This window comes from Streptomyces sp. NPDC032940, from assembly GCF_040636935.1.
Taxonomy (GTDB): domain Bacteria; phylum Actinomycetota; class Actinomycetes; order Streptomycetales; family Streptomycetaceae; genus Streptomyces.
Genome location: NZ_JBEZVJ010000040.1, coordinates 16,628 through 43,272 on the forward strand (window position 1 = coordinate 16,628; position 26,645 = coordinate 43,272).

The window sequence follows — 26,645 nt, forward strand, 5'->3', positions numbered from 1 at the left end:
ACGCACACGTGGGGGCGCCCGGTGCCGCACCGGGCGCCCCCTTCGCGTGTCAGGCGGCCGCGCGTACGGAGGCGTCGAGCAGCTCGCCGAGCAGCGTCCGGGCGTGCCGCAGTTCGGCGATCCGGTCGTCCAGGTCGCCGAGCCGCTCCCGCAGCAGGTCCTGGACGCAGACGTCGACCTCGGGGCCGTCGCCGAGGACGCACGGGAGGAGTTCGCGGATGACCCGGGTCGGGAGCCCGGCGGCCAGCAGCGTGCGGATGCGCGCGACCTCGGTGACGGCCTCGGCCGGGTAGTGGCGCTGGCCCCCCGCGCCGCGCCCGGGGGCGAGCAGCTCCTGCTCCTCGTAGTAGCGCAGCAGCCGGACGCTCACGCCGGTCGCCCGTGCCAGTTCGCCGATCCTCATGTGCCCCACCTCACACTCGACGGCCTTGAACCTCACATCGATGAGAGATCCTACGGTCGGCGCATGACCACTTCACCGCGAACGCCCCTGTCCCTCTACGGCTTCCTGCGCCCCAAGCCCGAGCGCGCCGACGAGGTCAGACGGGTCCTCACCTCCCTCGTCGAGCCCACCCGGCGGGAGGAGGGGAACCTCCAGTACCACCTGCACGAGCACGAGGACGGCCGGTTCTTCCTCTACGAGGTCTGGCGCTCCCAGGCCGACCTGGACCGGCACAACGCCCTCCCGGCGCTGCGGGCGTTCCTGGATCGTCTGCCGGAGTATCTGGAGGGCGAGGTGGAGGGGTACTTCGACACGATGCTGAGCGCCTATCCGGCGGCCGGCGACGTGGTCTGAGCTCCGCCGGGACGGGGTGCGGCGGCCGTGCGCAGCGCGTCCAGGACCCGGCCCACCGCCGTCCCCTCCTCCGCTCCCCTGCGCACGGCCGCGACGACGTGGCGGACCGGGCGGTCCGCGCGCAGCTCCCGCATCGCCACGCCGTCGCGCGGCACCACCGCCATGCGCGGCACGAGGGCGACGCCCATGCCCGCCTCGACCATCGCCAGGATCGCCGTCCAGCCGGCCGCCGAGTGCCCCTGGTGGGGGCGGAACCCGGCGGCCTCGCAGGCTCCCCGGGTGATGTCGGACCAGGGCCCGCTGCCGCCGAAGATCCACGGCTCGGCGGCGAGGTCGGCCAGCCGCAGCCCGGCCGCGGCGGCGAGCGGGTGGTCGCGGGGCAGGGCGACGTCCAGCGGGTCGGCGAGCAGCGGGACGCGGGTGAAGCGGGGGTCGGCGGGGGACGGCGCCTGCGCCGCCAGGGACAGGGCGAGGTCCACCTCCTGGGCGGCGAGCAGCTCGTACGCCTCCTGCGCCTCGGTCTCCCGCACCCGCACCGTGATGCCGGGACGCGTCGCCCGCAGCGCGGTCACGGCCGGTACGACGAGGGCGGGTACGGCGGTGGAGAAGGCGCCGACCCGCACCTGACCGGCGTCCCCGTGGACGTGGGCCGCTAGGTCGGCGTCGGCGCGCTCCAGTCGCTCGAACACCGCCTCGGCGTGCCCGAGCACGAGCCGGGCCGCGTCCGTCAATCGGACCCGTCTGCCGTGGGCCCGGAGCAGTTCCACGCCGAGCTGCCGGGAGAGGTTCGTCAGCTGCTGGGACACGGCCGACGGCGTCATGTGCAGCGCCTCGGCCGTCGCGGTCACCGTGCCCCGGTCCCGCAGCGTCCGCAGGATCTGGAGCTTGCGGAGGTCCCATTCGGCCATGGCGGCAACCTACCGGCGGGCCCCCGCGCCGAGGACGACGCCTCCCAGGATCAGCGCCATACAGCCGGCCTGCGCCCAGCCGGTCGGCTCGGCCAGCAGCAGCCAGGACAGGAGGGCGACGCAGACCGGCTGGAGGTAGTAGACGACACCGGCGCGGGCCGCGCCGATCAGGGAGATCGCTCTGTTCCAGGCGAAGAAGGCCACGGCCGACGAGGCGACGCCGACGTAGAGGAGCGGCAGGACCGTGCCGGCCGTCGGGGTGAAGCCGCCCTGGACGGCGAGGCTGACGCCCTGTGCGGGCAGCAGCATCACGGTGCCGGCCAGGAAGGTGGTGAACAGGAAGGCGGAGCCGTCGAGGCCGGCGGGGCGGCGGCGCAGCAGCGCGCTGTAGGAGCCGAAGGAGCAGGCGGCGGCGATCATCCACAGGTCGCCGGCCGAGAAGGACGCCCCGCCGCCGACGAGCAGCAGCACGCCCGTGCAGGCGATGAGGAGGCCGGCGATCCGGCGGGCGCCGAGCCGGACGCCGGACGCGCGCTCGAAGACGGCCATCAGGACCGGCGAGGCGGCCATGATCATGCCCATGTTGGCGGCGGGGGTGGTGACGCCGGCCTGGTTGACGAGGGTGTTGTAGACCGTCACGCCGAGCAGGGAGGCGAGGAGTACGAAGCCGAGGTGACGGCGGATCAGCGCGCGCTGCCGCCAGGCCCGCCGGGCGCCGAAGGGGGCGACGACGGCGAGCGCCACCACCCAGCGCCAGAAGGCGTGCTGGACGGGCGGGACGCTGTCGCCGAGGGCGCGGGAGGTGACGAAGCTGCCGGACCAGACGAGGGTCGCGAGGACGGCGAGCCCGAGGCCGAGGGCGACGGGAGTCGTGGTCCTCGGCCGGCCGGCAGGGGTGTCGCCGGGATGGGTGGTGGTGAGGGTGCGGCGGTCGGCGATGGCCACGAAGGTCCTTTCCCAGTCGGAGGCCGGTGCCGTCACCGTCGCAGGGCCGGACCCGTCAGGTCCATCGAATCTTTTCGACCGTTCTTTGAAGGAGAACTGAACGGTACGGCCGGGTCGGCCTGGCGGCGGGGTGTGAGCTGCCCCGCTACGGTCGCGCCGAAGGCCAGCGCCATGCCCGCCGTCTGCACGGGCGTCAGCTCCTGCCCCAGGGCCGCCCAGCCGACCACGGCGGCGGTCAGCGGGGAGAGCGGGCCGAGGAAGGTGACCTGGGTGGCGGAGAGCCGGCCGATGCCGCGGAACCACAGCCAGTACGCCACCGCCGTGTTCGCCAGCGCGAGGTAGAGGTAGCCGCCGACCGCCGGGCCGTCCAGCGCGGGCGGGGCACCCTCGACCAGGAGGGCGACGGGGGCGATGAGGAGGCCGCCGGCGGTCAGCTGCCAGCCGGTGAGGGCGAGCGGGCCGACGCCGTCGGGGCGCCCCCACCGCTTGGTGAGGACGGTGCCGGCGGACATCGACGCGGTGGAAGCGAGGGCCGCCAGCGCGCCGAGCGCGTCCAGCGCTCCGGCCGCCTTGAGCACGACCAGGCTGACGCCGGACGCGGCGACGAGGCCGGTGAGCACGGCACGGGCGGTGGGCCGCTGCCCCAGCAGCAGCGCCGAGAGCCCGACGACGAAGAGCGGGCCGACCGAGCCGACGACGGCCGCCATGCCGCCCGGCAGCCGGTAGGCGGACAGGAACAGCAGCGGGAAGAACGCCCCGATGTTCAGCACGCCCAGCACCGCCGCCTTCCCCCACCAGGCGCCGCGTGGCAGCACCCGGACGAGGGCGAGCAGCAGCAGCCCGGCGGGCAGGGCGCGCATCAGGCCCGTGAACAGAGGGCGGTCGGGCGGCAGGAACTCGGTGGTGACGGCGTAGGTGGTGCCCCAGGAGACGGGGGCGAGGGCGGTGAGCGCGATGAGGGCGGGGCGGGTGGCGGCCATGAGGGCACCCTTCGGAGGCGAGAGAAACTCGGCGGAAGTAGCTTACTTCTAAGCAAGTTTCCGTCAAGCTACTTTCTTGCGGTCGAGCGGGAGGGCGCCGATACTCGTTCCATGACTGAACCCCCCAAGGACCCCGTCGACGCGATCGTCGACCAGTGGGCGGCGGTGCGGCCGGACCTGGACACGGCCGCCATGGAGGTCTTCGGCCGCGTCTTCCGGCTCTCGCGCGCGATGGGCGACCGGATGGAGAAGGCGTACACGCCGTACGGGATCTCCCGGGGTGAGTTCGACGTCCTGGCCACCCTGCGCCGCTCCGGCGAGCCCTACGCGCTCTCCCCCCGGCAGCTCTCGGCCACGCTGATGCTCACCACCGGCGGCATGACCGGCCGCCTCGACAAACTCGAGCGGGCCGGGCTGCTGCGCCGCTCCCCCGATCCGCACGACCGCCGGGGGCTGCGGGTCACGCTCACCGAGAAGGGTCTGGAGCTGATCGACGAGGCGGTCGGGGCCGGTCTCGCCGTCCAGACCGAGGCGCTCGCCGCCCTCGACGCCGACCGCGCCGCGCAGCTGGCCGACCTGCTGCGCGAACTCCTCGCCGGCACCGAGAAGTAGACGGCCGAGAAGGGGACGGCCGCTCAGCCCACGTGGGCGGCGACGGCCGCCGCGGTCTGTGCCGCGTCCGCGTCGTCCGCCGCCCGCGAACACCACGTCGGGCACGCGGGTGCCGGTCAGCCGGTAGGAGCCGCGGGGGGGGGCGGGGTAGCGGTGGCCGACACCGGTGAGGTGGCCGGCCGCCCGGCTCCGGGCGGGGTCCACATGGCCGAGGACGGTGGCGAAGACCGCCCGCAGCGCCGGCGTCCAGAGGCGCTCGGCCCGACGACGCCGAACCCCTGGCCAGGTGACCCGGCCAGAGCATACGGCCGGGAATCCACCCCCCGGGAACGCCGAAAGGCGCCGGCCCCGTCGCAGGTACGGCTGATGCGCGTACGTGCGACGGGGCCGGCGCCGATCGGTTGGTGCCGTGGTGGGCCGTCAGGCCTTGGCGCCGGCCTTGGTCTTCACGTTGCGGCTGGTCGAGCGGTGACTCTCCTGGGACCTGTCCAGGACCATGACCAGACCCGCGATGACCACGAACAGCGCGATCGGGAGCAGGACGTACAGACCCAGCGTCTCGATGACGCTCAGGCCCGTGCCGGGGTCGTCGCCGTCGTCGCGGGTCAGCGCGAGCGCGGGGGACGACATGAGCAGCATCATCAGCGTCGTACCGGCTGCCAGGGCGCCGGCGCGCAGGGCGTTCTTCTTGTCCACGGTGCAAAGTTAGCGAACGGCCGAACGGGGCGCGCGCCCGGGGTGCCGTACGGGGCCCCGGGCGCCTCCGTTCAGTGCGCGGAGCGGGCCCGCATCACGTCGATCAGGGCGTGCAGGCGTGGGGAGGCGGCCAGGTCCTCCAGGGTCACCGGGCGTCCCTCGGCGTCGGCGACGGGCAGCCGCCAGTTGGGGTACTGGTCCCAGGTGCCGGGGAGGTTCTGCGGGCGGCGGTCGCCGACGGTGTCGGGGAGCCAGAGGCCGACCATGCGGGCGGGGGTGCGCAGCAGGAAGCGGTGGACGGCCTGGATCTCGGCCTCCTCGGCGGAGGTGTCGGTGCCGCCGGCGGTGCCCTGGAGCAGCCCGAGGCGGGCGAGCAGGCCGAGCCACTCCGCGGTGTCCGCCGCCGCCTCGGCGCGTTCCTGCTCCAGCGGGCGGGTCAGCAGCCCGAGCCGGTCGCGGAGTTCGACGTGGTCGCCGGTGAGCCGGGCGGCGGTGGAGGGCAGGTCGTGGGTGGTGGCGGTGGCCAGGCAGTCGGCCCGCCACTGCCCGGGGGACAGGGGCCGGCCGTCGCCCGCCCAGTCGCGTTCGAACCAGAGCACCGACGTGCCGAGCACCCCGCGGTCGCGCAGGGCCTCGCGCACGCCCGGTTCCACGGTGCCGAGGTCCTCCCCGATGACGACGGCGCCGGCCCGGGTGGCCTCCAGGACGAGGACGGCGAGCATGGCCTCGGCGTCGTAACGCACGTAGGTGCCCTCGGTGGGCGGATGGCCCTCGGGCACCCACCAGAGCCGGAACAGGCCCATGACGTGGTCGATGCGCAGGGCGCCCGCGTACCGGAACAGGCCGCGCAGCAGGCGCCGGAAGGGCGCGTACCCGGAGTCGGCGAGGCGGTCGGGGCGCCAGGGCGGCAGGCCCCAGTCCTGGCCGCGGGCGTTGAAGGCGTCCGGCGGCGCGCCGGCCGACATGCCGGCGGCGAAGTGGTCCTGCTGGGCCCAGGCGTCGGCGCCCAGCGGGTGCACGCCCACCGCGAGGTCGTGCACGATCCCGACCGGCATGCCGGCGGCACGGGCGGCGTCCTGGGCGGCGGTGAGCTGGGTGTCGGTGAGCCAGGCGAGGCGCGAGTGGAAGTCGACGCGGTCCATCAGCTCGCCGCGGGCGCGGGCGGTCTCGGCGGAGCGCGGGTCGCGCAGCGCCTCGGGCCAGCGGCGCCAGTCGGAGCCGTGCACCTCGGCGAGCGCGCACCAGGTGGCGTGGTCCTCCAGGGCGGTGCCCTGTTCGGCGAGGTAGTCGCAGTAGGCGGCGCGGCGGCCGGGGCCGAGGGGGACCTCGCGGAGCAGTTCCAGGGCGTCGCGCTTGAGTTCCCACACGGCGTCCCGGTCGATGAGGGCGCCCTTCTCCAGTACGGCCTCCCGCAGCCGCCCGGCCCGCTGCCGGAGGGCGCGTACGCGGTCGGCTCCGGGGACGTACGCGAACTCGGGCACGGCCTCGATCCGCAGATGGACGGGGTCGGGGAAGCGCCGGGAGGAGGGCCGGTAGGGCGAGGGGTCGGTGGGGGCACCGGGCACGGCCGCGTGCAGCGGGTTGACCTGGACGAATCCGGCGCCGAGGGCGCGTCCGGCCCAGGCGGCCAGCTCGGTGAGGTCGCCGAGGTCGCCCATGCCCCAGGAGCGGCGGGACAGGAGGGAGTAGAGCTGGACGAGGAGCCCGTAGGAACGGCCGGCCGGGGCGGGCAGCCGGTCGGGGGCGACGATGAGGTGGGCCTCGGCGGTCCGGCCGTCGGGCGCCGTGGCGGTCAGCCGGTGGTACCCGGCGGGGAGCTGTCCGGCGTCGGCGCGGATCTCGCCCTGTTCGGTCTCGACGCGCAGGACGGTGCCCTCGGGCAGTGCGGCGAGGGCGTCCGGGGTGCCGCCGCCGGCGCGGGCGACCACGGTCGGCGGCAGCAGGCGCTCGCGCAGCTCGGCCTCACGGGCGGCGAGCGCGGCCCGTACGGTTCCGGGGGTGCCCGCGTCCACGCCGAGGGCGGCCAGCGCGAGGGTGACGGCGGTGGCCGAGGCCGGGACGGTGCGGCCCGGTGAGGGGCTGTAGGAGGTGGCGACGCCGTGCAGGGCGGCGAGCCTGGTCAGATCCTCGGGAAGGTCCTCGGTGGGCGGCTCGGCCGGCCGGGCAGCGGGCATCTGTGACCTCTACGACCTCGTGAGTTCCGGGACGGGGACGGCGAAGGAGGGGCCGCCCTGCTCGGGCACGTCGGCCGTGAGTTCGGGCGAGGACTCGCTGGTCAGCGGCACGGCGTCGGCGAACGGCGACTCGCTGGTGAGGGGCTCGGCGTCGGGCAGCGGGGGCTCGCTGGTGAGCGGCGTCTCGGCACAGCTGCCGGTGGCGCCGAAGACGCAGTAGTGCGGGGTGCCGGAGTCGGCGGAGGGCTCCGCCCAGGGTGTGGACGGCTCCGCCACGGGTTTGGAAGGGGCCGGGAGCAGCAGGGGTGCCGGTGCAGCCACGAGGGTCTCCTTTGTGTCGAGCACGCTTTTGGCGGGTTACGGCAGCCCTACCCAGTCGGCGCCCGGACAGGCACCCCAGGACGGCCAACGTGTCACTGGTCACATTCTGCCCCGGGCATACACCCCAGAACCGAACGAAATTCCCCTGCGGCCGTCACTCGTTCGGGCATGAGCTTGCTGGAGACCGCCCTCCCGCTCGCACCCGCGCTGCTGCTGGCGGGCGTCGGGGGGCATGGCCGTCGGCACCTGGTACTCGGTTGTGACCGGAGCCGGCTCGGTGCCGTGGGCGGCCCTGCTGGTCGCGCCTGCCGTGTACGCGTCCTGCCTGCTCGCCGCGGCGACGGCCCTCCCCCTGCTGGGGCGCTCGGTGCGGCCGGGGGAGCTGCGGTACGTGTAGGGGGACCTGATGAACTGATCCCCATGACGTCGCTGCCGCACCGGGTGCTACGGGCCCTCGACCGGTTCAACGCCGCGCACCCCTGGGACCACAACGCCCACTACCACCCGTGGCTCCTGCGAAGGCTGCCCCGCCGGTTCGGCCGGGCGCTGGACGTGGGGTGCGGCACCGGCGATCTCGCCCGGTCACTGGCGGCCCGGGCCGGTGAGGTGCGGGGCGTCGACGCCGATCCGGTGATCGTCTCGGCGGCCCGGCGGCTGACCCGGCCGGGCACTCCGGTGACGTACACGGTCGCGGACGCTCCGCACGGACTGCCCGAGGGGCCCTTCGACGTCATCACCTGCGTCGCCGTCCTGCACCATCTGCCGCTCACCGAGGCGCTGGCGGCCTTCCGCCGGCGGCTGGCTCCCGGAGGGACACTGGTGGTCGTCGGGCTGTACCGGGCGCGGACGGCGGGGGACCAACTGCTCGGCGTCGTCGCCGCCCCGGCGAACGCCGCCGTCGGCTGGGTCAAGGCACGCGGCCGCGCGGTGGCCCCGCCGGTCGCGATGACCGCCGTCACCCGCCCGGCGGCCATGACCTTCGCCGGCATTCGCCGGGAGGCCGGCACCGCCCTGCCGGGCGCCCGAGTCCGCCGCCGCCTCTTCTGGCGCTACACCTTGGTGTGGCGCCACCCCTGACGGCCGGCCTCGACCCAGCGACGCCGTGAACTCCGCCCACGCCTCCGGCGCCAGCCGCGGCACCGGACCGTCCTCACCACCCTTGGAATCCCGCACGGCCACCATCCGCCTGCGGATCACACTCGGTCACCGCGTCCTGCGGGTCGAGGTGAGCGACCCGCGCGGCGAGCGGTTGCCGTGCCCCCGGCCCGCCGACCAGTTCGGGCGCGGCCTCCTGCTCATCGAGGCACTCGCCGACCGGTGGGGACGGGAGCCGCGTTTCGTCGGCAAGACCGTGTACGCCGAGTGGGACACGGCCCCTGGCAGGCCGGTTCTCCCCTACCCTGAGCGTGTGGAGCCCGGCAGATCCGGAGGAGCCCTCTGACCGTGACCGCCGACAGGCCCCAGATGCTCGTCACCGAGTTCGAGGAACTCGCCCGCCACGCCGCCCGGAGCACAGAAGGCGCACGGCTCGAGTTCATCAACGGACATCTGGGGGGCAAGGCCGTGCCCGACCCTGCCCTTCGGCAAGGATGTCGCACTCCCCGAGCCGGTCGGGATCACCCTGGACACCGAGCCGCTGAAGAACTGGGTGCGCTGAGCGAGCCCCGCCCGGCCCGGGTCCGTCAGGCCGAGATGCCGTCGATCCGGGCCATGGCGTCGTCCGCGCCGTACGGCTGGAGGTAGGGCAGCCAGCGCGGGTCGCGGTGGCCCGTGCCGATGATGCGCCAGGCCAGGCCCGTGGGCGGGGCGGGCTTGTGGCGCAGGCGCCAGCCGATCTCGCCGAGGTGCCGGTCCGCCTTGACGTGGTTGCAGCGGCGGCAGGACGCCACCACGTTGGTCCACACGTGCTGCCCCCCGCGACTGCGCGGGACGACGTGGTCGACGCTGGTGGCCACCCCGCCGCAGTACATGCAGCGGCCTCCGTCGCGCGCGAAGAGCGCCCGCCGGGTGAGAGGAACGGGCCCCCGGTAGGGGACCCGCACGAATCGCTTGAGCCGGACCACGCTGGGTGCGGGGACGGTGACGGTCGCGCTGTGCAGAAAGGCGCCGGACTCCTCGAGGCACACGGCCTTGTTCTCGAGGACGAGGACGAGCGCGCGGCGGAGCGGTACGACGCCGAGTGGCTCGTACGACGCGTTGAGAACCAGGACATGCGGCACGGATGCCTCCTTGTACGCCGGCGGCGCGTGGCTCGCGCCGGGACGATCCGTAGTCAGTCTCCCCTCATGCCAGGTGAACGCGCCACCATGTCCCGGTAACGGGCTGGGAGTGTTTTCGACCACACCTGATGCATCCCCCGGAGCCTGACCAGTTCAAGCGCGGGTGAGCACCGTCTCTCCTGCGGGCTTCTCGCCGATCCCCACATCGTGCCCCGTTAGTGTGGTTGTCCTGCCCGTCCGGTGACCTTCCCGTGACCTTGGACCAGACCCTTGGACCGCGGTCGCCCGGCCGCCCGCGCCGCGGGACGGGCCGCTGCACCTGGAGGTATCCGCCGTGTCCCTGTCCGCCGCCGTCCCCTTGGCCGCCGGTTCGTCGCCGTCGCCCTCGCCGTCCCCGACGGCCCCGGGGGTGCCCACGCTCAAGGACGCCCAGGAGCACGCGACGAACGCCGCGAGCTGGGTCGAGCAGAACTGGTCGACGTGGCTCGCGATCGGGCTGCGCGTGCTGCTGATCGTCGTGATCGCGACGGTGCTGCGCGCGGCGGTACGGCGGGCGATCACCAAGCTGATAGACCGGATGAACCGCACCGCCGGGGCCGTGGACGGCACCGCGCTCGGCGGGCTCCTGGTGAACGCGGAGCGCCGCAGGCAGCGCTCGCAGGCCATCGGCTCGGTACTGCGTTCGGTGGCCAGCTTCCTCGTCCTGGGCACCGCGGCCCTGATGATCCTCGGCACCTTCCAGATCAACCTGGCCCCGCTGCTGGCCTCCGCGGGTGTCGCCGGCGTCGCGATCGGTTTCGGCGCCCGCAACCTGGTCACCGACTTCCTGTCCGGCGTCTTCATGATCCTCGAGGACCAGTACGGCGTCGGCGACACCATCGACGCGGGCGTGGCCTCCGGCGAGGTCATCGAGGTCGGGCTGCGCGTCACCAAGCTGCGCGGCGCCGACGGCGAGATCTGGTACGTCCGCAACGGCGAGGTCAAGCGCATCGGCAACCTCTCCCAGGGCTGGTCGACGGCCGGCGTGGACGTGACCGTCCGCTCCGACGAGAACCTGGACAAGGTGAAGGAGACCCTCGCCGGGGTCGGCGAGCGGATGAGCAAGGAGGAGCCCTGGAACGAGATGCTCTGGGGTCCGATCGAGGTCCTCGGCCTGGACTCCGTGCTGCTCGACTCCATGGTGGTGCGGGTCTCCGCGAAGACCATGCCCGGCAAGGCCCTCACCGTCGAGCGTGAGCTCCGCTGGCGCATCAAGCGCGCCTTCGACGAGGCCGGCATCGCGATCGTCGGCGGCGCCACGGTCCCGGTGGACGGGGCCACGGCCCCCGACCCGACGGCGGGCGTCGCGGCACCGTCGGCGTACGCGAGCACCGTGTCGCCGCAGTCCATGGCGGCGTCCCCGATCCCGCCGCCGAGCACCACCAAGTAGCCCGTCCACACCGTCCGGAGACCGCCCCCGAGGTGACGATCACGTCGTCTCGGGGGCGGTCTCTTGACGTCCCCCCGCGGGCGGGCCTACGTTCTCCAGCCAACAGGAAACTTTCCTAACAGACGTTTCCGCTGCTCGGCGCGGTGGACTTCCCCAGCCGTACCCTGAAAAGCTGAGCGGTCGAGAGGCAGGTGTGGACACGCATGGCAGGAACCGCCGGAACGCCGGGCACCCCGCGTGTCCTGCGCGCCATGAACGACCGGGCCGCCCTCGATCTCCTGCTGGAGCACGGCCCCCTGTCGCGGACCCGGATCGGCAAGCTGACCGGCCTGTCGAAGCCGACCGCCTCCCAGCTGCTGGCCCGCCTGGAGGCGGCCGGGCTGGTACTGGCGGGCGGCACGACCGAGGGGCGCCCGGGGCCCGGAGCCCAGCTCTACGAGGTCAATCCGGCCGCCGCGTACGCCGCCGGGCTCGACGTCACCCCGGGCCGCGTCCTGGCCGCGGTCGCCGACGTCACCGGCCGCACGGTCGGCCGGTACGAGCTGCCCACCCCCGGACGGCGTCCCGCCACCCCCGTCGTCCAGCAGGTCACCGACGCCCTCGACGGCGCCGTGAAGGCGGCCGGACTCGTCCGCGGCGACGTCCACCGCCTCGTCATCGGCACCCCGGGCGCCTTCGACCCGGGCACCGGGCGGCTGCGCTACGCCTCCCACCTGCCCGGCTGGCACTCCCCCACCCTCCTGGACGAACTCGCCGCCGCACTGCCGATGCCGGTCGAGTACGAGAACGACGTGAACCTCGCCGCCGTGGCCGAGCAGCGGCTCGGCGCCGCCCGGGGCCACGAGGACTTCGTCCTGCTGTGGAACCACGAGGGCCTCGGCGCCGCCCTGGTCCTCGGCGGCCGGCTGCACCGCGGCTGGACCGGCGGCGCCGGCGAGGTCGGTTTCCTGCCCGTACCGGGCGCCCCGCTGGCCCGCAAGGTCAGCCGCACCGGCAGCGGCGGCTTCCAGGAGCTGGCCGGCTCCCAGGCGCTGCCGGGACTGGCCCGGGAGCTCGGCGTCACCGACGTGCCCTCGGGGCCGTACCCCGAGGCCGCCGCCGCCCTGGTCGCCCGCGCGGCGCGGGCCGGCGCCGACGAGCCGCACCGGCGGCTGCTGCGGACCTACGCCACCCGGCTGGCCACCGGTCTCGCCTCGCTCGTCTCGGTCCTGGACCCCGAGCTGGTGGTCCTGAGCGGCACCTCCCTCACCGCCGGCGGCGAGGTGCTGCGCGATCTGATCCGGGACGAGCTGGAGGAGCTGGCCGCCTCCCGGCCCCGCCTCGCCGTCGGCGACGTGACCGAGCACCCCGTTCTGCGCGGCGCGCTGGAGAGCGCGCTCGCGGCCACCCGCGACGAGGTCTTCGACACCTCGCGCTGACCCCGCGCCACCCCGTCCTCCGACCCTGCCCCGCCCCGCCCTGCCCTGCCCTGCCCTGCCCTGCCCTGCCCTGCCCCTGGGAGCTTCGCCATGCCTGGAATGTCAAGAAAAGCGGCCTTCGCGGTCGCCGCCTCCGCCTCCCTCGCCCTGCTCGCCACGGCCTGTACGGGCCAGGCGGACTCGGCGGACGGCGCCTCCGACGACCCGAACGCCGAGACGACCATCACCTTCTGGCACGGCTGGAGCGCGCCCGCCGAGGTGAAGGCCGTCCAGGACAACGTGGACCGCTTCGAGAAGGCGCACCCCAACATCAAGGTGAAGGTCGTCGGCAACATCAACGACGACAAGCTCAACCAGGCCCTGCGCGCGGGCGGTTCGAACGGGCCCGACGTGGTGTCCTCGTTCACCACCTCCAACATCGGCAAGTTCTGCTCCTCGGGCGCCTTCCTCGACCTGAAGCCCTTCATCGAGAAGTCGAAGCTCGACCTGGACGCGCTCATCCCGAAGCCGATGCTGGACTACACCCGGTTCGAGGACACCCGCTGCGCCCTGCCCCTGCTCGGCGACGCCTACGGCCTCTATTACAACAAGGACGCCTTCGAGGCGGCCGGGATCAGCCACCCGCCCAAGACCTGGAGCGAGTTCGCCCAGGTGGCGAAGAAGCTCACCAAGCCCAAGGGCGACGGGTACGAGCAGCTCGGCTTCATGCCGAACTACCACGGCTACGAGACCGTCGTCGACCACTACATGTCCCAGTGGGACCACGCCTACTTCGACGAGGACGGCAGGTCCAGCGTCGCCACGGACCCGGCGTTCGCCGAGATGTTCACGTACCAGAAGAAGCTCGTGGACGACCTCGGCGGCTTCGCCAGGCTGGAGAAGTACCGCAACACCTTCGGCGACGAGTGGGGCGCCGAACACCCCTTCCACACCGGCCAGGTGGCCATGCAGCTCGACGGCGAGTGGCGGCTCGGCATGGCGAAGGACGCGGGCGTGGACTTCGAGATCGGCACCGCGCCGATGCCCGTCGCCGACGACGAGGTGGCCGAGTACGGCAAGGGCTTCCTCTCCGGCACCGTCATGGGCATCGCCCCGCGGAGCAAGAAGCAGAACGCCGCGTGGGAGCTGGTGAAGTACATGACGACCGACACGGAGGCCGTCGTCGCCTTCGCCAACGCCATCCACAACGTGCCCTCCACCTTCCCGGCCCTCAAGTCGCCCGGTCTGAAGGCCGACCCGGCGTTCAAGACCTTCCTGGACATCGCCCAGCACCCCGAGTCCAACTCCCCGCCGGCCTCCGTGAACGGCGCGACGTACCAGCTGACGCTCCAGGACTTCGGCTACCAGTACGAGTCGGGCAGGGCGACGGACCTCAAGGCCGGGCTGGAGAAGACCGCCGCGCAGATCGACCGCGACATCGCGCAGGCGAAGTAGCGCTCCATGGCCACCAACACGCTCCGCGCGAAGCGCCGTTCCTCGGCGCTTCGGACGGCGGCCCTCATGTCACCGTGGCTCGTCGGGTTCGGCGTCTTCTTCGCCTACCCCCTGGTGTCCACCGTGTACTTCTCGCTGATGAAGTACGACGGCTTCGGCGTCCCGGAGTTCCGGGGGCTGGACAACTGGGCGTACGTCTTCCAGGACTACCCGCTGTTCTGGCCCGCCCTGCGCAACACCCTCTGGCTGGTGCTGGTCATGGTGACCTGCCGGGTGGTGTTCGGGCTCGGCGTCGGGCTGCTCATCACGAAGATCAGGACGGGCGCGGGGGTCTTCCGCACCCTCTTCTACCTGCCCTACCTCGCCCCGCCCGTCGCCGCGACGCTGGCCTTCGTCTTCCTCCTCAACCCCGGTACGGGGCCGGTCGACTCGGCCCTGGAGGGCCTCGGCGTCCCGGCGCCCGGCTGGTTCACGGACGCCGCGTGGTCCAAGCCGGCGCTGACCGCGCTCGCGGTGTGGGGGGTGGGCGACCTGATGGTGATCTTCATGGCGGCGCTGCTCGACGTGCCGAAGGAGCAGTACGAGGCGGCCGAGCTGGACGGGGCGTCGGCCTGGCAGCGGTTCCGGTTCGTGACGCTGCCGAACATCTCGCCGATCGTGCTGTTCGCCGTGGTCACCGGCGTGATCCAGACCATGCAGTACTACACGCAGCCGCTGGTCGCCGGGAAGGTCGCCTCCGGGATCATCGGCGGCTCCGGGCAGTCCTTCGAGCCCGGCTATCCCGACAAGTCGACTCTCACCCTCCCCCAGCTCGTCTACAACCTCGGCTTCCAGCGCTTCGACTACGGCTCGGCCTGCGTGGTCGCGCTCGTGCTGTTCGCGCTGGCGATGGCGTTCACGGCGCTGCTGATGCGCCGCCGGGGCGGTCTGATCCAGGCAGGTGACCGATGACCACCCAGGTACCGACGGCCCAGGTGCCGGCCCGGCCCGCCGCGGCCGCCGGCCCGCCGCCCACCGAGGAGCGCACCGCCCGCCGGCGCGTGCTGCTGCACTGGATCGCCGTCCACTCGCTCGGGGTGGCCGCCGCGCTCTTCTTCACGCTGCCGTTCGTCTTCGTGGTGCTCACCTCGCTGATGAGCGACCAGCAGGCCCTCACCCGAGACCTGTGGCCGCACACCTGGGAGTGGGGCAACTACCGTGCGGTACTGGACACCCCGGGCTTCCTCACCTGGTGGAGGAACACCCTGTTGTACGCGGGCCTCGGCACCGTGCTGACCGTCGCGTCATCGGTCCCCGTGGCGTACGCGCTGGCCAAGTTCCGCTTCCGCGGGCGGCACCTGTCCCTGATGCTGGTGATCTCGACGATGATGCTGCCCCCGCAGGTGATCATCATCCCGATGTACCTGTTCTGGGCGAAGCAGCTCGACCTGTCCGGCACCCTGTGGCCGCTGATCGTCCCGATGGCCTTCGGCGACGCCTTCTCCATATTCCTGCTGCGGCAGTTCATGCTGACCATCCCGGACGAGTACCTGGACGCGGCGAAGGTCGACGGCTGCGGCGAGCTGCGCACGCTGCTGAAGGTCGTCCTGCCGATGGCGAAGCCGGGCATCGCGGCCGTGGCCCTCTTCCAGTTCTTCTACGCCTGGAACGACTACTTCGGCCCCCAGATCTACGCCTCCGAGAACCCCGGCGCCTGGACGCTCTCCTACGGCCTGGAGTCCTTCAAGGGCGCCCACCACACCGACTGGAACCTCACCATGGCCGCGACCGTGCTGGTCATGGCCCCCGTGATCCTCGTGTTCTTCTTCGCACAGAAGGCGTTCGTCGAGGGCGTCACACTGACCGGAGTAAAGGGTTGATGACCGAATGAAACTCACCGTGGTAGGCGGCGGTTCGACCTACACGCCCGAACTCGTCGACGGCTTCGCCCGGTTGCGGGACACGCTCCCGGTCGAGGAACTGGTCCTGGTGGACCCGGCCGCGGACCGGCTGGAGCTGGTGGGCGGCCTCGCCCGCCGCATCTTCGCCCGGCAGGGTCACGGCGGCCGCGTGGTCACCACCTCCGACCTGGACGCCGCCGTCGACGGCGCCGACGCGGTCCTGCTCCAGCTGCGCGTCGGCGGCCAGGCGGCCCGCGAGCAGGACGAGACCTGGCCGCTGGAGTGCGGCTGCGTCGGCCAGGAGACGACCGGCGCGGGCGGCCTCGCCAAGGCGCTGCGCACCGTGCCGGTGGTGCTGGACATCGCCGAGCGGGTGCGCCGGACCAACCCGGACGCCTGGATCATCGACTTCACCAACCCGGTCGGCATCGTCACCCGCGCCCTGCTCCGGGCCGGGCACCGGGCGGTCGGCCTGTGCAACGTGGCGATCGGACTCCAGCGGAAGTTCGCCGCGCTGCTCGGGACCGAACCCGCCGACGTCCACCTGGACCACGTGGGCCTCAACCACCTCACCTGGGAGACCGGCGTCCGCCTCGGCGGCCCCGAGGGCGAGGACGTGCTGCCCCGCCTGCTGGCCGACCACGGGGACACGGTCGCCGCCGACCTGCGCCTGCCCCGGCCGCTCCTGGACCGCCTCGGCGTCGTCCCGTCCTACTACCTGCGCTACTACTACGCGCACGACGAGGTCGTCGAGGAGCTGCGCCACAAGCCGTCCCGGGCCGCCGAGGTCGCTCAGATGGAGCGGCGGCTGCTGGAGATGTACGCCGACCCCGCCCTGGACGAGAAGCCCGGGCTGCTGGCCAAGCGCGGCGGCGCCTACTACTCGGAGGCGGCCGTGGACCTGGCGGCGGCCCTGCTCGGCGGCACCGGCTCCCCGTACCAGGTGGTGAACACCCTGAACCGGGGCACGCTGCCCTTCCTGCCCGACGACGCGGTGATCGAGGTGCAGGCCGCGGTGGGGCGCAAGGGCGCGACCCCGCTGGCCGTGCCGGCCGTGGACCCGCTGTACGCGGGCCTGATGGCGAACGTGACGGCGTACGAGGACCTGGCCCTGGACGCGGCCCTGCGCGGCGGCCGGGAGCGGGTGTTCCGGGCGCTGCTCGCCCACCCCCTCGTCGGCCAGTACGCGTACGCCGAGCGGCTCACCGACCGGCTGGTCGCGCACAACCGGGAGCACCTGGCGTGGGCCTGAGCGGGAGCGTGCTCGCCGTGGACGCGGGCAACAGCAAGACGGACGTGGCGGTCGTGGCGGCGGACGGGGAGGTGCTCGGCACGGCACGCGGCGGCGGTTTCCGTCCGCCCGCCGTGGGCGTCGGGCCGGCGGTGGACGCCCTCGCCGAGGCGGTGACGCGGGCGTTCGCCGCGGCCGGTGTCACGGGCGTCGACCACGTCTCGGCGTGTCTGGCCAACGCCGATCTGCCCGTGGAGGAGGAGGAACTGTCCGCCGCGCTGGACGCGCGCGCGTGGGGCACGTCCGTGGAGGTGCGCAACGACACCTTCGCGATCCTACGGGCCGGTGTCACCGAGCCGCGCGGGGTCGCCGTCGTGTGCGGCGCCGGCGTCAACTGCGTCGGCATGCGCCCCGACGGCCGCACCGCCCGTTTCCCGGCCCTGGGCCGGATCTCCGGCGACTGGGGCGGCGGCTGGGGCCTGGCCGAGGAGGCGCTGTGGCACGCCGCGCGCGCGGAGGACGGGCGGGGCGAGCCCACGGCGCTGGCCCGCACCCTGCCGGCGCACTTCGGGCTCGACTCCATGTACGCCCTCATCGAGGCCCTGCATCTGCGGCGCGTCGAGCCGGTTCGGCGTCACGAGCTGGCGCCCGTCCTGTTCGCCACGGCGGCCGACGGCGACCCCGTGGCCCGGGCGGTCGTCGACCGGCAGGCGGACGAGGTGGTGACGATGGCCACCGTCGCGCTGACCCGGCTCGGCCTGCTGGACGAACCCACGCCGGTCCTGCTCGGCGGCAGCGTCCTGGCCGCCCGGCACCCCCGGCTCGACGGCCGGATACGCGAGCTGCTGGCGGCCCGTGCGCCCCGGGCCGAGCCGCGCGTGGTGACCGCGCCGCCGGTGCTGGGCGCGGTGCTGCTGGGGCTGGACCGGACGGGAGCGGGCCCTCGGGCGCAGGATCGGGTGCGGGTGCACTTCGGCGCCTGAGGGGCGCGGAAGGGGCGGAAGGAGCACGGAGGGGGCTCAGGGGCGCGAGGGGGCCGAGGGGGCGCTCACGGGGCGCATGAGGCACCCGGCGGGGAACCGAACCGCTTCCGAACGCGTATTCATGGGCAGGGCTGAGGGCGGTGCCACCGGTCGACCGATGCCGTGCGCGGGGTGCGGAACCCCGCGTTCGGATCAAGATCGGGTGAAGGCCGGTGCGAATGTCGGTGCGGGGCGCGATACTTGCGGCGACGGATGACCATGGGGGAGGTCAGAGTGACTCGACCGCCGAAGCGCAGCGCGGCGCCACCGCCGGGCGCGAGCATGCCCCCGCCGCCCGCCGTACCGCCGGGGCCGCCCCTGCCGCAGCAGCGTGCGGCCGGCGGCGCCCCGCCCGGCTCCCCGTCCCCGGCGCCTCGCCGCACCGCGTTCGCCGAGGGCGTGGACCGCCTGCGCGCCGCGGCCACCACCGAGCCGGGCCGGCTGCGCATCATCGGCGCCCTGCTCGCGGTGCTCGTCCTCGCCTTCGGCGCGGTCACCGCCTGGCAGATGAACGAGCGGTCCGCCGCCGCCGACGACGTGCTCCACCGCAGCCAGCCGCTCAGCTCCGCCGCCGCCGACGTCTACCGCTCCCTCGCCGAGGCCAACACCGCGGCCTCCAGCGGGTTCCTGGCCGGCGGCCAGGAGACGAAGACCTCCCGCGACCGGTACGAGAAGGGTGTGCGCACCGCGGCCGAGGGGCTCGTGGAGGCCGCCGCCAGCTCGGACGCCGGCTCGCCCGCCGCGCAGACCATCACCCGGCTCAACCGCCTGCTGCCCGAGTACAAGGGCCTGATCGAGCGGGCCCGCACCTACAACCGGCAGGGCTTCCCGGTCGGCGGCGCCTATCTGCGCTACGCCAACGAGAAGATGCAGGAGGAGATGCTCCCGGCCGCGGAGGACCTCTACACCCGGGAGAACCAGCGGCTGAGCGACGACTACGCCGACGCGAAGCCCTACCCCTGGGCGGCGATCGCCCTCGGCGTCCTCGCGCTGGCGGCCCTGGGCTGGGCTCAGCACCGCAACTACCGGCGCACCAACCGGGTCCTCAACCACGGCCTGGTCGCCGCGACGTCCGCCGCGGCCGTCGTCCTGCTGTGGCTGGTCGTCGGCCACAGCGTCGCGCGGTCCGACCTGAACGACTCCTACGACCACGGCGTGCGCTCGCTGAACGCGCTGCACGAGGCCCGCATCGCCTCCCTCAAGGCCCGGGGCGACGAGAACCTCACGCTGGTGGCGCGCGGCGCGGAGACGACGAAGGTCGGCGACGAGACGTACGACGCCTACGACTTCGACTTCGAGAAGAACATGACCGCCCTCGGCAAGGGCCTGGCCGAGGCGCGGCGGCTCGCCGACGACGAGGCGGGCAGCCGGCCGGTCGCGGCGGCGAACGACAACATGACGGAGTGGAAGAAGCGCCACGCGTCCGCCCGTGAGCAGGACGAGAACGGCAACTACCAGCAGGCGCTGGATCTGGTGATCGGCGGCAAGGGCGCCACGGTCGAGTGCTTCGACGGCGTCGACGCCTCGCTGGCCGAGGCCCTCGGCCACGAGAAGGACGAGTTCGAGCGGGCGGCGGGCGACGGCCTGGGCGCGATGCGCCTGCTGCCCGAGGGCGCGGCGGCCCTCGCCGTGCTGGGCGCGGCCGGCGCGGTGCTGGGCATCGGCCGCAGGCTGTCGGAGTACCGGTGATGCGCGGCCATGGACCGGCGAACGGATGGGAAGGAGTGGCGGTGAGAGGGGGCGTGAGGATGCGTGCGCGACGGCTGCGGACCGGCCTGAGGGGCTGGGGCGGGGTGGGGGCGATGGCGTTCGCCTGCGCCCTGGCGGTGCTCTTCGCCCTGCTCCTGCCGGTGGTCCGGTCGCACGGTGAGAGCGATGGCGCGGGCACCGGCGGCCAGGGCGCCGCCCAGGGCCACCAGGCGCGCGCCGCCGAGGAGTGCACGGACCCGGAGAAGCAGACCCTGTCCCCGGACGGCGCGGACGGCCCCACCATCGACGCGATCCGGGCCCGCGAGGGCGCCAAGCGCAAGCTGATCGTCGGTGTCGACCAGAACAGCTACCGCTGGGGCTACCGCGACCCGAACAGCGGCGGCGACGCCCAGCTGGAGGGCTTCGACATCGACCTGGTGCACCGCATCGCCGAGGACATCCTCGGCGACCCGGACGCGGTGCAGTTCAAGGCGATACCCACCGACCAGCGGGTCCCGGCGATCCAGGACGGCCGGGTCGACATGGTGGTCCGCACGATGACCGTCAACTGCGACCGGCTGGCGGACGTCGCCTTCTCCTCGCCCTACTTCAGGACCGGCCAGCAGCTCCTCGCGCCCAAGTCCTCGGACATCACGGGGTACGACGACACGCTCTCCGGCAAGCGGATCTGCACGGCGGCGGGTTCGACGGCGCTGAGCACGCTGAAGCAGGACCAGGCGGACGGCGGGGCGGCGGCCGGCGCCGACCTCGGCACCACCGTGCCCAACCAGCTGGACTGCCTGGTGCGGCTCCAGCTCGGCGAGGTCGACGCGGTGGTCACCGACGGCGCGCTCGCCGCGAGCCAGGCCGCCCAGGACCCCACGGTCGAACTGAAGGGCGACCCCTTCACCACCGAGTACTACGGCGTGGCGATGAAGAAGGACGCCGACGACCTGGTACGCCGGGTCAACCAGATCCTGGTGGAGTGGCGCGCCGACAAGTCCCGGGGCTGGCAGCACTCGTACGAGGTGTGGCTGTCGCCGGCGATGGGCGACGACTCCCGGAAGTCGGAGCCGCCGGCGCCGCAGTACCTGCGCAGGAGCTGAACGGCCGCCGCGGCAGCAGAGGAAGAGCACGCACGAGTCGGCGGCGCACGAGTCCGCAGCGAGCGGGTCCGCGACGAACGGGTCCGCAACGAGCGAAAGGTGATCGATGGGCGACACGGGACCCACCGGGCCGGTGATGGACCGGGACGAGGTGGACCGTGCGCTGGCGCGGCTCGGTGCGGAGCACGAGGCCATCGAGACCTCGCTCCTCGCCCTCCAGGACCACGCGGGCCGCAGACTCCTGGAGGGCGCCGAGCTCACGGGCGTGACCCGCGAGCGCTGGGCCGCCGCGGAGGCGTCGATCACCCTGCTGTGGGCCTACTTCGACGCGTACTCGGGCGCCCTGCGCTCGGCCCGGGAGATCCGCGCCCGGCGCCGCTGGTCCAGCCGCGAGGACCTGGCGGAACTGACGGAGCTGCTGCGCGGCGAGGCGGTCACCGTGGCCGGCAGCGCCGCCGCCACCGCCCACGCGCCCACCCTGCACGGCGGTCCGGGCCGGCTCAGCGAGCGGTACTCGCTGGTCACGCTGGTGGACCGGATGAACCAGCTGTACGCGTCCTCCCTCGATCTGGTGGTCGCCGCCGACGCGGTGTGGTCGGCGCTGCCCGCGCGCATCGATTTACTCGCCGCCGAGCTCCAGCGCACCCGCCGGCTCGCGCACTCGGTGGGCGTGCGCCCCGGCGAGCATCCGGCCGGGGACGACCTGGAGCGGATCACCCGCACCCTGACCAGGCTGCGCGAGCAGGTGGTCTCCGACCCGCTGGCGTTCTGGGCGCCCACCGAGGGCAGTTCGGCGCCGGGCGGCGGCCGGCCGGACACCACGGTCTACGACCGGGAGGCGCGCGCCCTGGAGGACGTGCGCCGGGAGATCGACGCGGTGCTGGCCGTCCGCCAGGACGCCGAGCAGCGGATCGTGCGGCTGCGGGACGTGCTCTCCCGCGCGGACCGCACCCTCGCCGAGGCCCGCACGGCGCGCGGCGAGGTGCTGGCGAAGATCGCCGCGACCGAGGTGCCGGTGGTCAGCGGACCGCCGACCGTGCTCCAGGAGCAGCTGGCGACGGCCGCCGAGTACCGCCGGCACGCCCAGTGGCACCGGCTGTCCCCGCTGCTGGAGTCCCTGGAGGAGAAGGCCGAGGACGAACTGCTGCGGGCCCGCGAGTCGTTGACCGCGGTCACCGCGCCGCTCGCCGTGCGCGCCGAGCTGCGCGGCCGGCTGGACGCGTACAAGGCGAAGGTGGCCCGGCTGGGCTTCGCGGAGGACCCGGAGCTGGTGGAGAAGTACGAGAAGGCGCGCCGCATGCTGTGGAGCGCGCCCTGCGACCTGCGCGTCGCCGAGGAGGCCGTCCTGCGCTACCAGCACGCGGCGGCCGAACTGCTGGGCTCCGCGCCGCGCGTGCCCGGTCAGGGCGGGCCGGTGGACCGGACGGGGCCCGGCGCATGAGCGACAACGGGGAGGCGACGGCATGAGCCAGGAGCAGCGGACGTGTCAGCGTCCCGGCTGCGGCGGGTCCTACGAGGACATGGGCGGCGGCGAGCTGTACTGCGACACCTGCGGTCTCGCGCCGGTCGTCGCACACAACGGCATGGTGGGCTCGACGCCGACCGGGATCACCGGCGGCGGGCGGGGGTCGCGCGGCTCGGCGGGCGGCGGCAGCGGCAGCGCGCGATCCAGCGCCCGCAGTGCCCGCAGCGCGCGGACGTCGTCGCAGTCGGCGCGGTCCCGGCGCTCGGTGTCGGGGCGGCTCTCGCGCTCCGTGTCGGGCCGGTCCACGGGCCGTTCGGTGTCGGTGCGCAGCTCGGGGTCGCCCGCCGGGTCGTCCGCGCGGGGGCGGCTCGGCGCCGGCCTGGTGGAGGTCCCGGCGATCCCGCGGCCCGACCCGCGCGCGATGGTGCTGGACCATCCCGAGGTGCCCGAGCGCAAGCGGTTCTGCTCCCGCTCGGACTGCGGGGCGCCGGTCGGACGGGCGCGCGGGGAGCGGCCCGGCCGCACGGAGGGCTTCTGCACGAAGTGCGGCCACCCGTACTCGTTCGTGCCCAAGCTGAAGTCCGGGGACGTCGTGCACGGCCAGTACGAGGTGGTGGGCTGTCTCGCGCACGGCGGGCTGGGCTGGATCTATCTCGCCGTCGACCGGGCCGTCTCCGACCGCTGGGTGGTCCTCAAGGGCCTGCTGGACACCGGCGACCAGGACGCGATGGCGGCGGCGATCTCCGAGCGGCGCTTCCTCGCCGAGATCGAGCACGCCAACATCGTGCGGATCTACAACTTCGTCGAGCACCTCGACCAGCGCACCGGCTCCCTCGACGGCTACATCGTCATGGAGTACGTGGGCGGCAAGTCCCTCAAGGAGATCGCCAACGCCCGCCGCACGCCCGAGGGCCGCCGCGACCCGCTGCCGGTGGAGCAGGCGTGCGCGTACGGCATCGAGGCGCTGGAGGCCCTCGGACACCTGCACAGCCGCAATCTGCTGTACTGCGACTTCAAGGTCGACAACGCCATCCAGACCGAGGACCAGCTCAAGCTGATCGACATGGGCGCGGTGCGCCGCATGGACGACGACGAGTCCGCGATCTACGGCACGGTGGGCTACCAGGCGCCCGAGGTCGCCGACGTCGGCCCCTCAGTGGCCTCCGACCTGTACACGGTCGGCCGCACCCTCGCCGTGCTGACCTTCGACTTCCAGGGCTACACCACCGTGTACGCCGACTCCCTGCCGGACCCGGACACCATCGAGGTGTTCCGGCAGTACGAGTCGTTCTACCGGCTCCTGGTGCGCGCCACCGATCCCGACCCGGCGCGCCGGTTCGCCTCCGCGCAGGAGATGGCCGAGCAGCTGACGGGCGTGCTGCGCGAGGTGGTCTCGCTCCAGACGGGCCGCGCCCGGCCGGCGCTGTCCACGCTGTTCGGGCCCGAGATGCGGGTCACGGACACGGAGTTGTTCCCCCGGCTGGACGGCGAGGTGTCACGGCTGGGGGCCCGGGAGACGGGGCTGCGCAAGCGAGGTGACGGTGCCTCGGCCGCGCGGCCCGCGGGTGGCGTGGGCGCCGGTCCCGAGCTGCCGGGCGGCACGTACGCGGCCGTCGGGGCGCCCGGCGGGACCGTCACCGGCGCCCCGGCCCACGGGGGGACGGGCGTGGCGGCCGCTGCGCCCGCCTCGGGGGGCGCGAGCGCCGCGCTGCCGGGTGCCGTGAGCACCGTCGGCGGTGTCCAGGCCGGTGCCTCCGGACTGGTCGCCCCCGTCGACGCCCCCGCCGCCGCGCTCGCGCTGCCGGTCCCCCGGGTCGATCCCGGGGACCCCAACGCCGGTTTCCTGGCGGGCCTGATGGCCTCCGCGCCGGGTGAGCTGCTGACCGCGCTCGCCGCCGCGCCGGCGCCGTCGGCCGAGACCCGGCTGCGGCAGATCCGGGCCCGGCTGGAGCAGGGCGACGCGCCCGGCGCGCTCGAGGCGCTGGAGGCCCTGGAGGGTGAACGGCCCGACGACTGGCGGGTGGTCTGGTACCGGGGCCTGGCCTCCCTCGTGACCGGCGACCGCGAGGGCGCCGCGCTCGCCTTCGACGCCCTCTACGACGCCTTTCCGGGCGAGATCGCGCCCAAGCTGGCGCTCGGCCTGTGCGCGGAGGTGCTGGGCCAGCTGGACAACGCCGCCGAGTACTACCGCCTGGTGTGGGCGGCCGACCCGAGCCATGTGAGCGCCGCGTTCGGCCTGGCCCGGGTCCAGTTGGCCGGCGGTGACCGCTCCGGTGCCGTGCGGACGCTGGAGTCGGTGCCGGAGTCGTCGGTCCACTGCACGGCCGCGCGCGTGGCGGCCGTACGGGCCCGGCTGCGCCGGCGGACGGCCGCGCCGGGCGACACGGCGTTCCTGGACGATCTGGCGGCGGCCGCGCGGCAGGTCGAGGCGCTGGACGTGTACGGTCTGGATCCGGCGCGCCGCGAGCAGTTGTCGGTCGAGGTCCTCGGCTGTGCCCTGGACTGGGTACTCTCCGGGGGCCGGGGTTCCGTTCCCTCCGCCGCCGGGGGACGGTCACTGCTCGGCAGCGGTCTGGACGAACGCGCTCTGCGTTTCGGCCTGGAGCGTTCGTACCGCACGCTGGCCCGGCTGGCGCGGGGCGGCGAGGAGAGGATCGACCTGGTGGAACGTGCCAATCGTTACCGCCCCCGGACGTGGGTGTAGTTGATGTCGCAGATGCCCCAGCAGGCCGCTGTGTCGAGGTGCCCGAGCTGCGAGGAACCCCTCGAGTCGGACGACCGTTTCTGCGGCGCGTGCGGATACGACCTGTCCGCCGTGCCCGCGCGGCCCGAGGACAGCCCGACGATCGTCATGAACGGCACGGTGCCCGCCCCCTCGTCGCCGCCGGACGGCCTCGACTGGCCCGCCGCGCGGGAGACGGACGGCTCCGGCCGGCCCGTGCCCGAGTCGGCGCCGGCCGACGTGCCCGGCACGGACTCGGGCGGCTCCCCGCTGCCGCCGCACCGGCCGGCCGCACCCCCGCCACCATCGCCTGCCGCCGCGCCCCCGGCGCCCGCCGCGTCCCCGCCACCACCGCCTGCCGCCGCGCCCCCGTCCGGGGCCGAACCGGCCGCGTCCGGTGTGCGGTTCGACCGTCCCGGCGAGCCCGACGAGTACCCGTTGCAGGCCCCCGACCCACGGTCGGCCCCCGCTCCGGCACCCGCACAGCCCCCGGCACCAAAGGCCGCCCCGGCCGCGGCCGGCAAGGTGTGCGTGGCCTGCCGCGCGGGCCGTGTCGACGACGACGGCTACTGCGAGAACTGCGGCCACGCCCAGCCCCGCGAACGCGACCACATGGAGCAGGAGTCGGGCCCCGTGGCCGCCGTCAGCGACCGCGGGCTGCGCCACCACCGCAACGAGGACGCCTTCTGCGTGGGCCACACCGCGCTGCCCGACGGGACGCCCGCGACGGTGGCGATCGTGTGCGACGGCGTCTCCTCGGCGACCCGTCCGGACGACGCCTCCCTCGCCGCTTCCCGCGCGGCCGGCGAGTCGCTGCTCGCGGTCCTGCCGAGCGGCACGCACCCGCAGCAGGCCATGCACGACGCGATCGTCGCCGCCTCGCACGCCGTCAACGCGCTGGCCGAGGAGCCCGCCACGGCCCGCGAGCAGGCACCGCACCAGAACGCCCCGGCCTGCACCCTCGTCGGCGCCGTGGTCGCCTCGGGCCTGCTGGTCGTCGGCTGGGTCGGCGACAGCCGCGTCTACTGGGTGCCGGCGGACCGCAGCACCCCCGCGGCCCGGCTCACCGAAGACGACTCGTGGGCCGCCCAGATGGTCGCCGCGGGCCTGATGAGCGAGGCCGAGGCGTACGCCGACGAGCGGGCCCACGCGATCACCGGCTGGCTCGGCGCCGACGCCTACGAACTGGAGCCGCACACCGCGTCGTTCAAGCCGGACCGCCCGGGTGTGGTCGTGGTCTGCACCGACGGCCTGTGGAACTACGCCGAGTCGGCCGAGGAGATGGCCCGCGCCGTGCCCCTGGACGCCGCCACGCGTCCGCTGCACAGCGCCCGCGTCCTGGTCGGCCACGCCCTGGACGGCGGCGGCCACGACAACGTAACAGTGGCCGTCGTGCCGTTCCCGGCGCCGCCCGCGGGGGCAGGATCCGGCTGAGGCCGCACGGCCCGGCCACGCGCACACGGCCGGGCGGCGGCGGGGCGGCCTCGGGGGGCGGCGGGGGGGGGGGGCGCCCCCCCCCCCCCCCCCCCCCCCGGGGGGGGGGGGGTGGGGGTGGGGGGGGGGGGGGGGGGCGGGGGCGGGGGGGGGGGGTGGGGGGC

General features: G+C 74.3%; 24 protein-coding genes and 1 pseudogene. 17 read left to right on the plus strand and 8 right to left on the minus strand.

The annotated features are described in order from the left end of the window. Positions 1–49 precede the first annotated feature (49 nt). Positions 50–403 carry a MerR family transcriptional regulator gene (locus tag AB0E77_RS31055; RefSeq protein ID WP_361577331.1) on the minus strand — a complete coding sequence of 118 codons (354 nt, stop codon included), beginning with the start codon at positions 401–403 and terminating at the stop codon, positions 50–52. A 63-nt stretch (positions 404–466) separates the two neighbouring features. On the opposite strand from AB0E77_RS31055, the gene AB0E77_RS31060 reads away from it, so the two are divergent. Further along, the gene (locus AB0E77_RS31060; RefSeq protein WP_361577334.1) at positions 467–796 is read left to right on the plus strand and encodes a putative quinol monooxygenase; all 330 of its coding nucleotides are present in this window, start codon (positions 467–469) and stop codon (positions 794–796) included. Here the strand turns inward: AB0E77_RS31060 and AB0E77_RS31065 are convergent. The 3 genes from AB0E77_RS31065 to AB0E77_RS31075 are packed head-to-tail and all read right to left on the minus strand — an operon-like array spanning position 769 to position 3,629. Next, complete coding sequence (locus AB0E77_RS31065; protein WP_361577337.1) at positions 769–1,704, minus strand: LysR substrate-binding domain-containing protein; 936 nt, start codon at positions 1,702–1,704, stop codon at positions 769–771. The two genes, AB0E77_RS31060 and AB0E77_RS31065, sit on opposite strands and share 28 nt — an antisense overlap. Positions 1,705–1,713: 9 nt before the next feature. After that, positions 1,714–2,649: a DMT family transporter gene (locus AB0E77_RS31070; RefSeq protein ID WP_361577340.1), complete on the minus strand. Its 936-nt coding sequence runs from the start codon at positions 2,647–2,649 to the stop codon at positions 1,714–1,716. Between the two features lie 32 nt (positions 2,650–2,681). After that, complete coding sequence (locus tag AB0E77_RS31075) at positions 2,682–3,629, minus strand: EamA family transporter (RefSeq protein ID WP_361577343.1); 948 nt, start codon at positions 3,627–3,629, stop codon at positions 2,682–2,684. Between the two features lie 111 nt (positions 3,630–3,740). Between AB0E77_RS31075 and AB0E77_RS31080 the strand changes: the two genes are divergently transcribed. Beyond that, positions 3,741–4,241 carry a MarR family transcriptional regulator gene (locus AB0E77_RS31080; protein WP_361577346.1) on the plus strand — a complete coding sequence of 167 codons (501 nt, stop codon included), beginning with the start codon at positions 3,741–3,743 and terminating at the stop codon, positions 4,239–4,241. A gap of 420 nt (positions 4,242–4,661) precedes the next feature. Here AB0E77_RS31080 and AB0E77_RS31085 read toward each other — a convergent pair whose 3' ends face one another. From AB0E77_RS31085 to AB0E77_RS31095, 3 genes are all read right to left on the minus strand, one after another. Next, complete coding sequence (locus tag AB0E77_RS31085; RefSeq protein ID WP_361577349.1) at positions 4,662–4,937, minus strand: hypothetical protein; 276 nt, start codon at positions 4,935–4,937, stop codon at positions 4,662–4,664. A 71-nt stretch (positions 4,938–5,008) separates the two neighbouring features. Next, positions 5,009–7,111, minus strand: coding sequence for a 4-alpha-glucanotransferase (gene malQ / locus AB0E77_RS31090; RefSeq protein WP_361577352.1), 2,103 nt, complete (start codon positions 7,109–7,111; stop codon positions 5,009–5,011). Between the two features lie 9 nt (positions 7,112–7,120). Beyond that, positions 7,121–7,432, minus strand: coding sequence for a hypothetical protein (locus tag AB0E77_RS31095; protein WP_361577355.1), 312 nt, complete (start codon positions 7,430–7,432; stop codon positions 7,121–7,123). Positions 7,433–7,664: 232 nt separating this feature from the next. Between AB0E77_RS31095 and AB0E77_RS31100 the strand changes: the two genes are divergently transcribed. The 3 genes and pseudogenes from AB0E77_RS31100 to AB0E77_RS31110 form a co-directional block, all read left to right on the plus strand. After that, positions 7,665–7,829 carry a hypothetical protein gene (locus tag AB0E77_RS31100; protein ID WP_361577358.1) on the plus strand — a complete coding sequence of 55 codons (165 nt, stop codon included), beginning with the start codon at positions 7,665–7,667 and terminating at the stop codon, positions 7,827–7,829. Between the two features lie 23 nt (positions 7,830–7,852). Further along, positions 7,853–8,509, plus strand: coding sequence for a class I SAM-dependent methyltransferase (locus AB0E77_RS31105; protein WP_361577361.1), 657 nt, complete (start codon positions 7,853–7,855; stop codon positions 8,507–8,509). A gap of 136 nt (positions 8,510–8,645) precedes the next feature. Further along, a pseudogene (locus AB0E77_RS31110) lies at positions 8,646–8,873 on the plus strand (ATP-binding protein); the annotation flags it as partial. Between the two features lie 241 nt (positions 8,874–9,114). Here the strand turns inward: AB0E77_RS31110 and AB0E77_RS31115 are convergent. Beyond that, on the minus strand, positions 9,115–9,651 hold the full coding sequence (locus AB0E77_RS31115) for an HNH endonuclease (RefSeq protein ID WP_361577364.1): 537 nt from the start codon (positions 9,649–9,651) through the stop codon (positions 9,115–9,117). A gap of 334 nt (positions 9,652–9,985) precedes the next feature. Between AB0E77_RS31115 and AB0E77_RS31120 the strand changes: the two genes are divergently transcribed. The 12 genes from AB0E77_RS31120 to AB0E77_RS31175 all read left to right on the plus strand — a co-directional run bounded on the left by AB0E77_RS31120 (position 9,986) and on the right by AB0E77_RS31175 (position 26,481). Beyond that, positions 9,986–11,080, plus strand: coding sequence for a mechanosensitive ion channel family protein (locus AB0E77_RS31120; RefSeq protein ID WP_361577367.1), 1,095 nt, complete (start codon positions 9,986–9,988; stop codon positions 11,078–11,080). Positions 11,081–11,283: 203 nt separating this feature from the next. Beyond that, entirely contained in the window at positions 11,284–12,498 is a 1,215-nt protein-coding gene (locus AB0E77_RS31125) for an ROK family transcriptional regulator (RefSeq protein ID WP_361577370.1), read from the plus strand. 90 nt (positions 12,499–12,588) lie between these two features. Beyond that, positions 12,589–13,932 (plus strand): ABC transporter substrate-binding protein, encoded by a 1,344-nt coding sequence (locus AB0E77_RS31130; protein ID WP_361577373.1) that lies wholly within the window; start codon positions 12,589–12,591, stop codon positions 13,930–13,932. Between the two features lie 6 nt (positions 13,933–13,938). Next, positions 13,939–14,883 (plus strand): sugar ABC transporter permease, encoded by a 945-nt coding sequence (locus tag AB0E77_RS31135; RefSeq protein WP_361577376.1) that lies wholly within the window; start codon positions 13,939–13,941, stop codon positions 14,881–14,883. After that, on the plus strand, positions 14,880–15,791 hold the full coding sequence (locus tag AB0E77_RS31140) for a carbohydrate ABC transporter permease (RefSeq protein ID WP_361577379.1): 912 nt from the start codon (positions 14,880–14,882) through the stop codon (positions 15,789–15,791). Before AB0E77_RS31135 ends, AB0E77_RS31140 begins: the two co-directional genes overlap by 4 nt. Before the next feature lie 7 nt (positions 15,792–15,798). Continuing rightward, positions 15,799–17,064 carry a 6-phospho-beta-glucosidase gene (locus tag AB0E77_RS31145; RefSeq protein WP_361577382.1) on the plus strand — a complete coding sequence of 422 codons (1,266 nt, stop codon included), beginning with the start codon at positions 15,799–15,801 and terminating at the stop codon, positions 17,062–17,064. Next, a complete protein-coding gene (locus tag AB0E77_RS31150) occupies positions 17,055–18,026 on the plus strand; it encodes a BadF/BadG/BcrA/BcrD ATPase family protein (protein WP_361577385.1) in 972 nt (323 codons plus the stop codon). The genes AB0E77_RS31145 and AB0E77_RS31150 overlap by 10 nt, the downstream gene beginning before the upstream one ends. A 273-nt stretch (positions 18,027–18,299) precedes the next feature. Then, positions 18,300–19,754 (plus strand): hypothetical protein, encoded by a 1,455-nt coding sequence (locus AB0E77_RS31155; protein WP_361577388.1) that lies wholly within the window; start codon positions 18,300–18,302, stop codon positions 19,752–19,754. Between the two features lie 59 nt (positions 19,755–19,813). Further along, the gene (locus tag AB0E77_RS31160; RefSeq protein ID WP_361577391.1) at positions 19,814–20,860 is read left to right on the plus strand and encodes a glutamate ABC transporter substrate-binding protein; all 1,047 of its coding nucleotides are present in this window, start codon (positions 19,814–19,816) and stop codon (positions 20,858–20,860) included. A gap of 106 nt (positions 20,861–20,966) precedes the next feature. Continuing rightward, positions 20,967–22,301: a hypothetical protein gene (locus tag AB0E77_RS31165; RefSeq protein WP_361577394.1), complete on the plus strand. Its 1,335-nt coding sequence runs from the start codon at positions 20,967–20,969 to the stop codon at positions 22,299–22,301. A 22-nt stretch (positions 22,302–22,323) separates the two neighbouring features. Beyond that, positions 22,324–25,029, plus strand: coding sequence for a tetratricopeptide repeat protein (locus AB0E77_RS31170; protein ID WP_361577397.1), 2,706 nt, complete (start codon positions 22,324–22,326; stop codon positions 25,027–25,029). A 3-nt stretch (positions 25,030–25,032) separates the two neighbouring features. Next, the gene (locus tag AB0E77_RS31175; RefSeq protein WP_361577400.1) at positions 25,033–26,481 is read left to right on the plus strand and encodes a PP2C family serine/threonine-protein phosphatase; all 1,449 of its coding nucleotides are present in this window, start codon (positions 25,033–25,035) and stop codon (positions 26,479–26,481) included. The last annotated feature ends 164 nt before the right edge of the window (positions 26,482–26,645 follow it).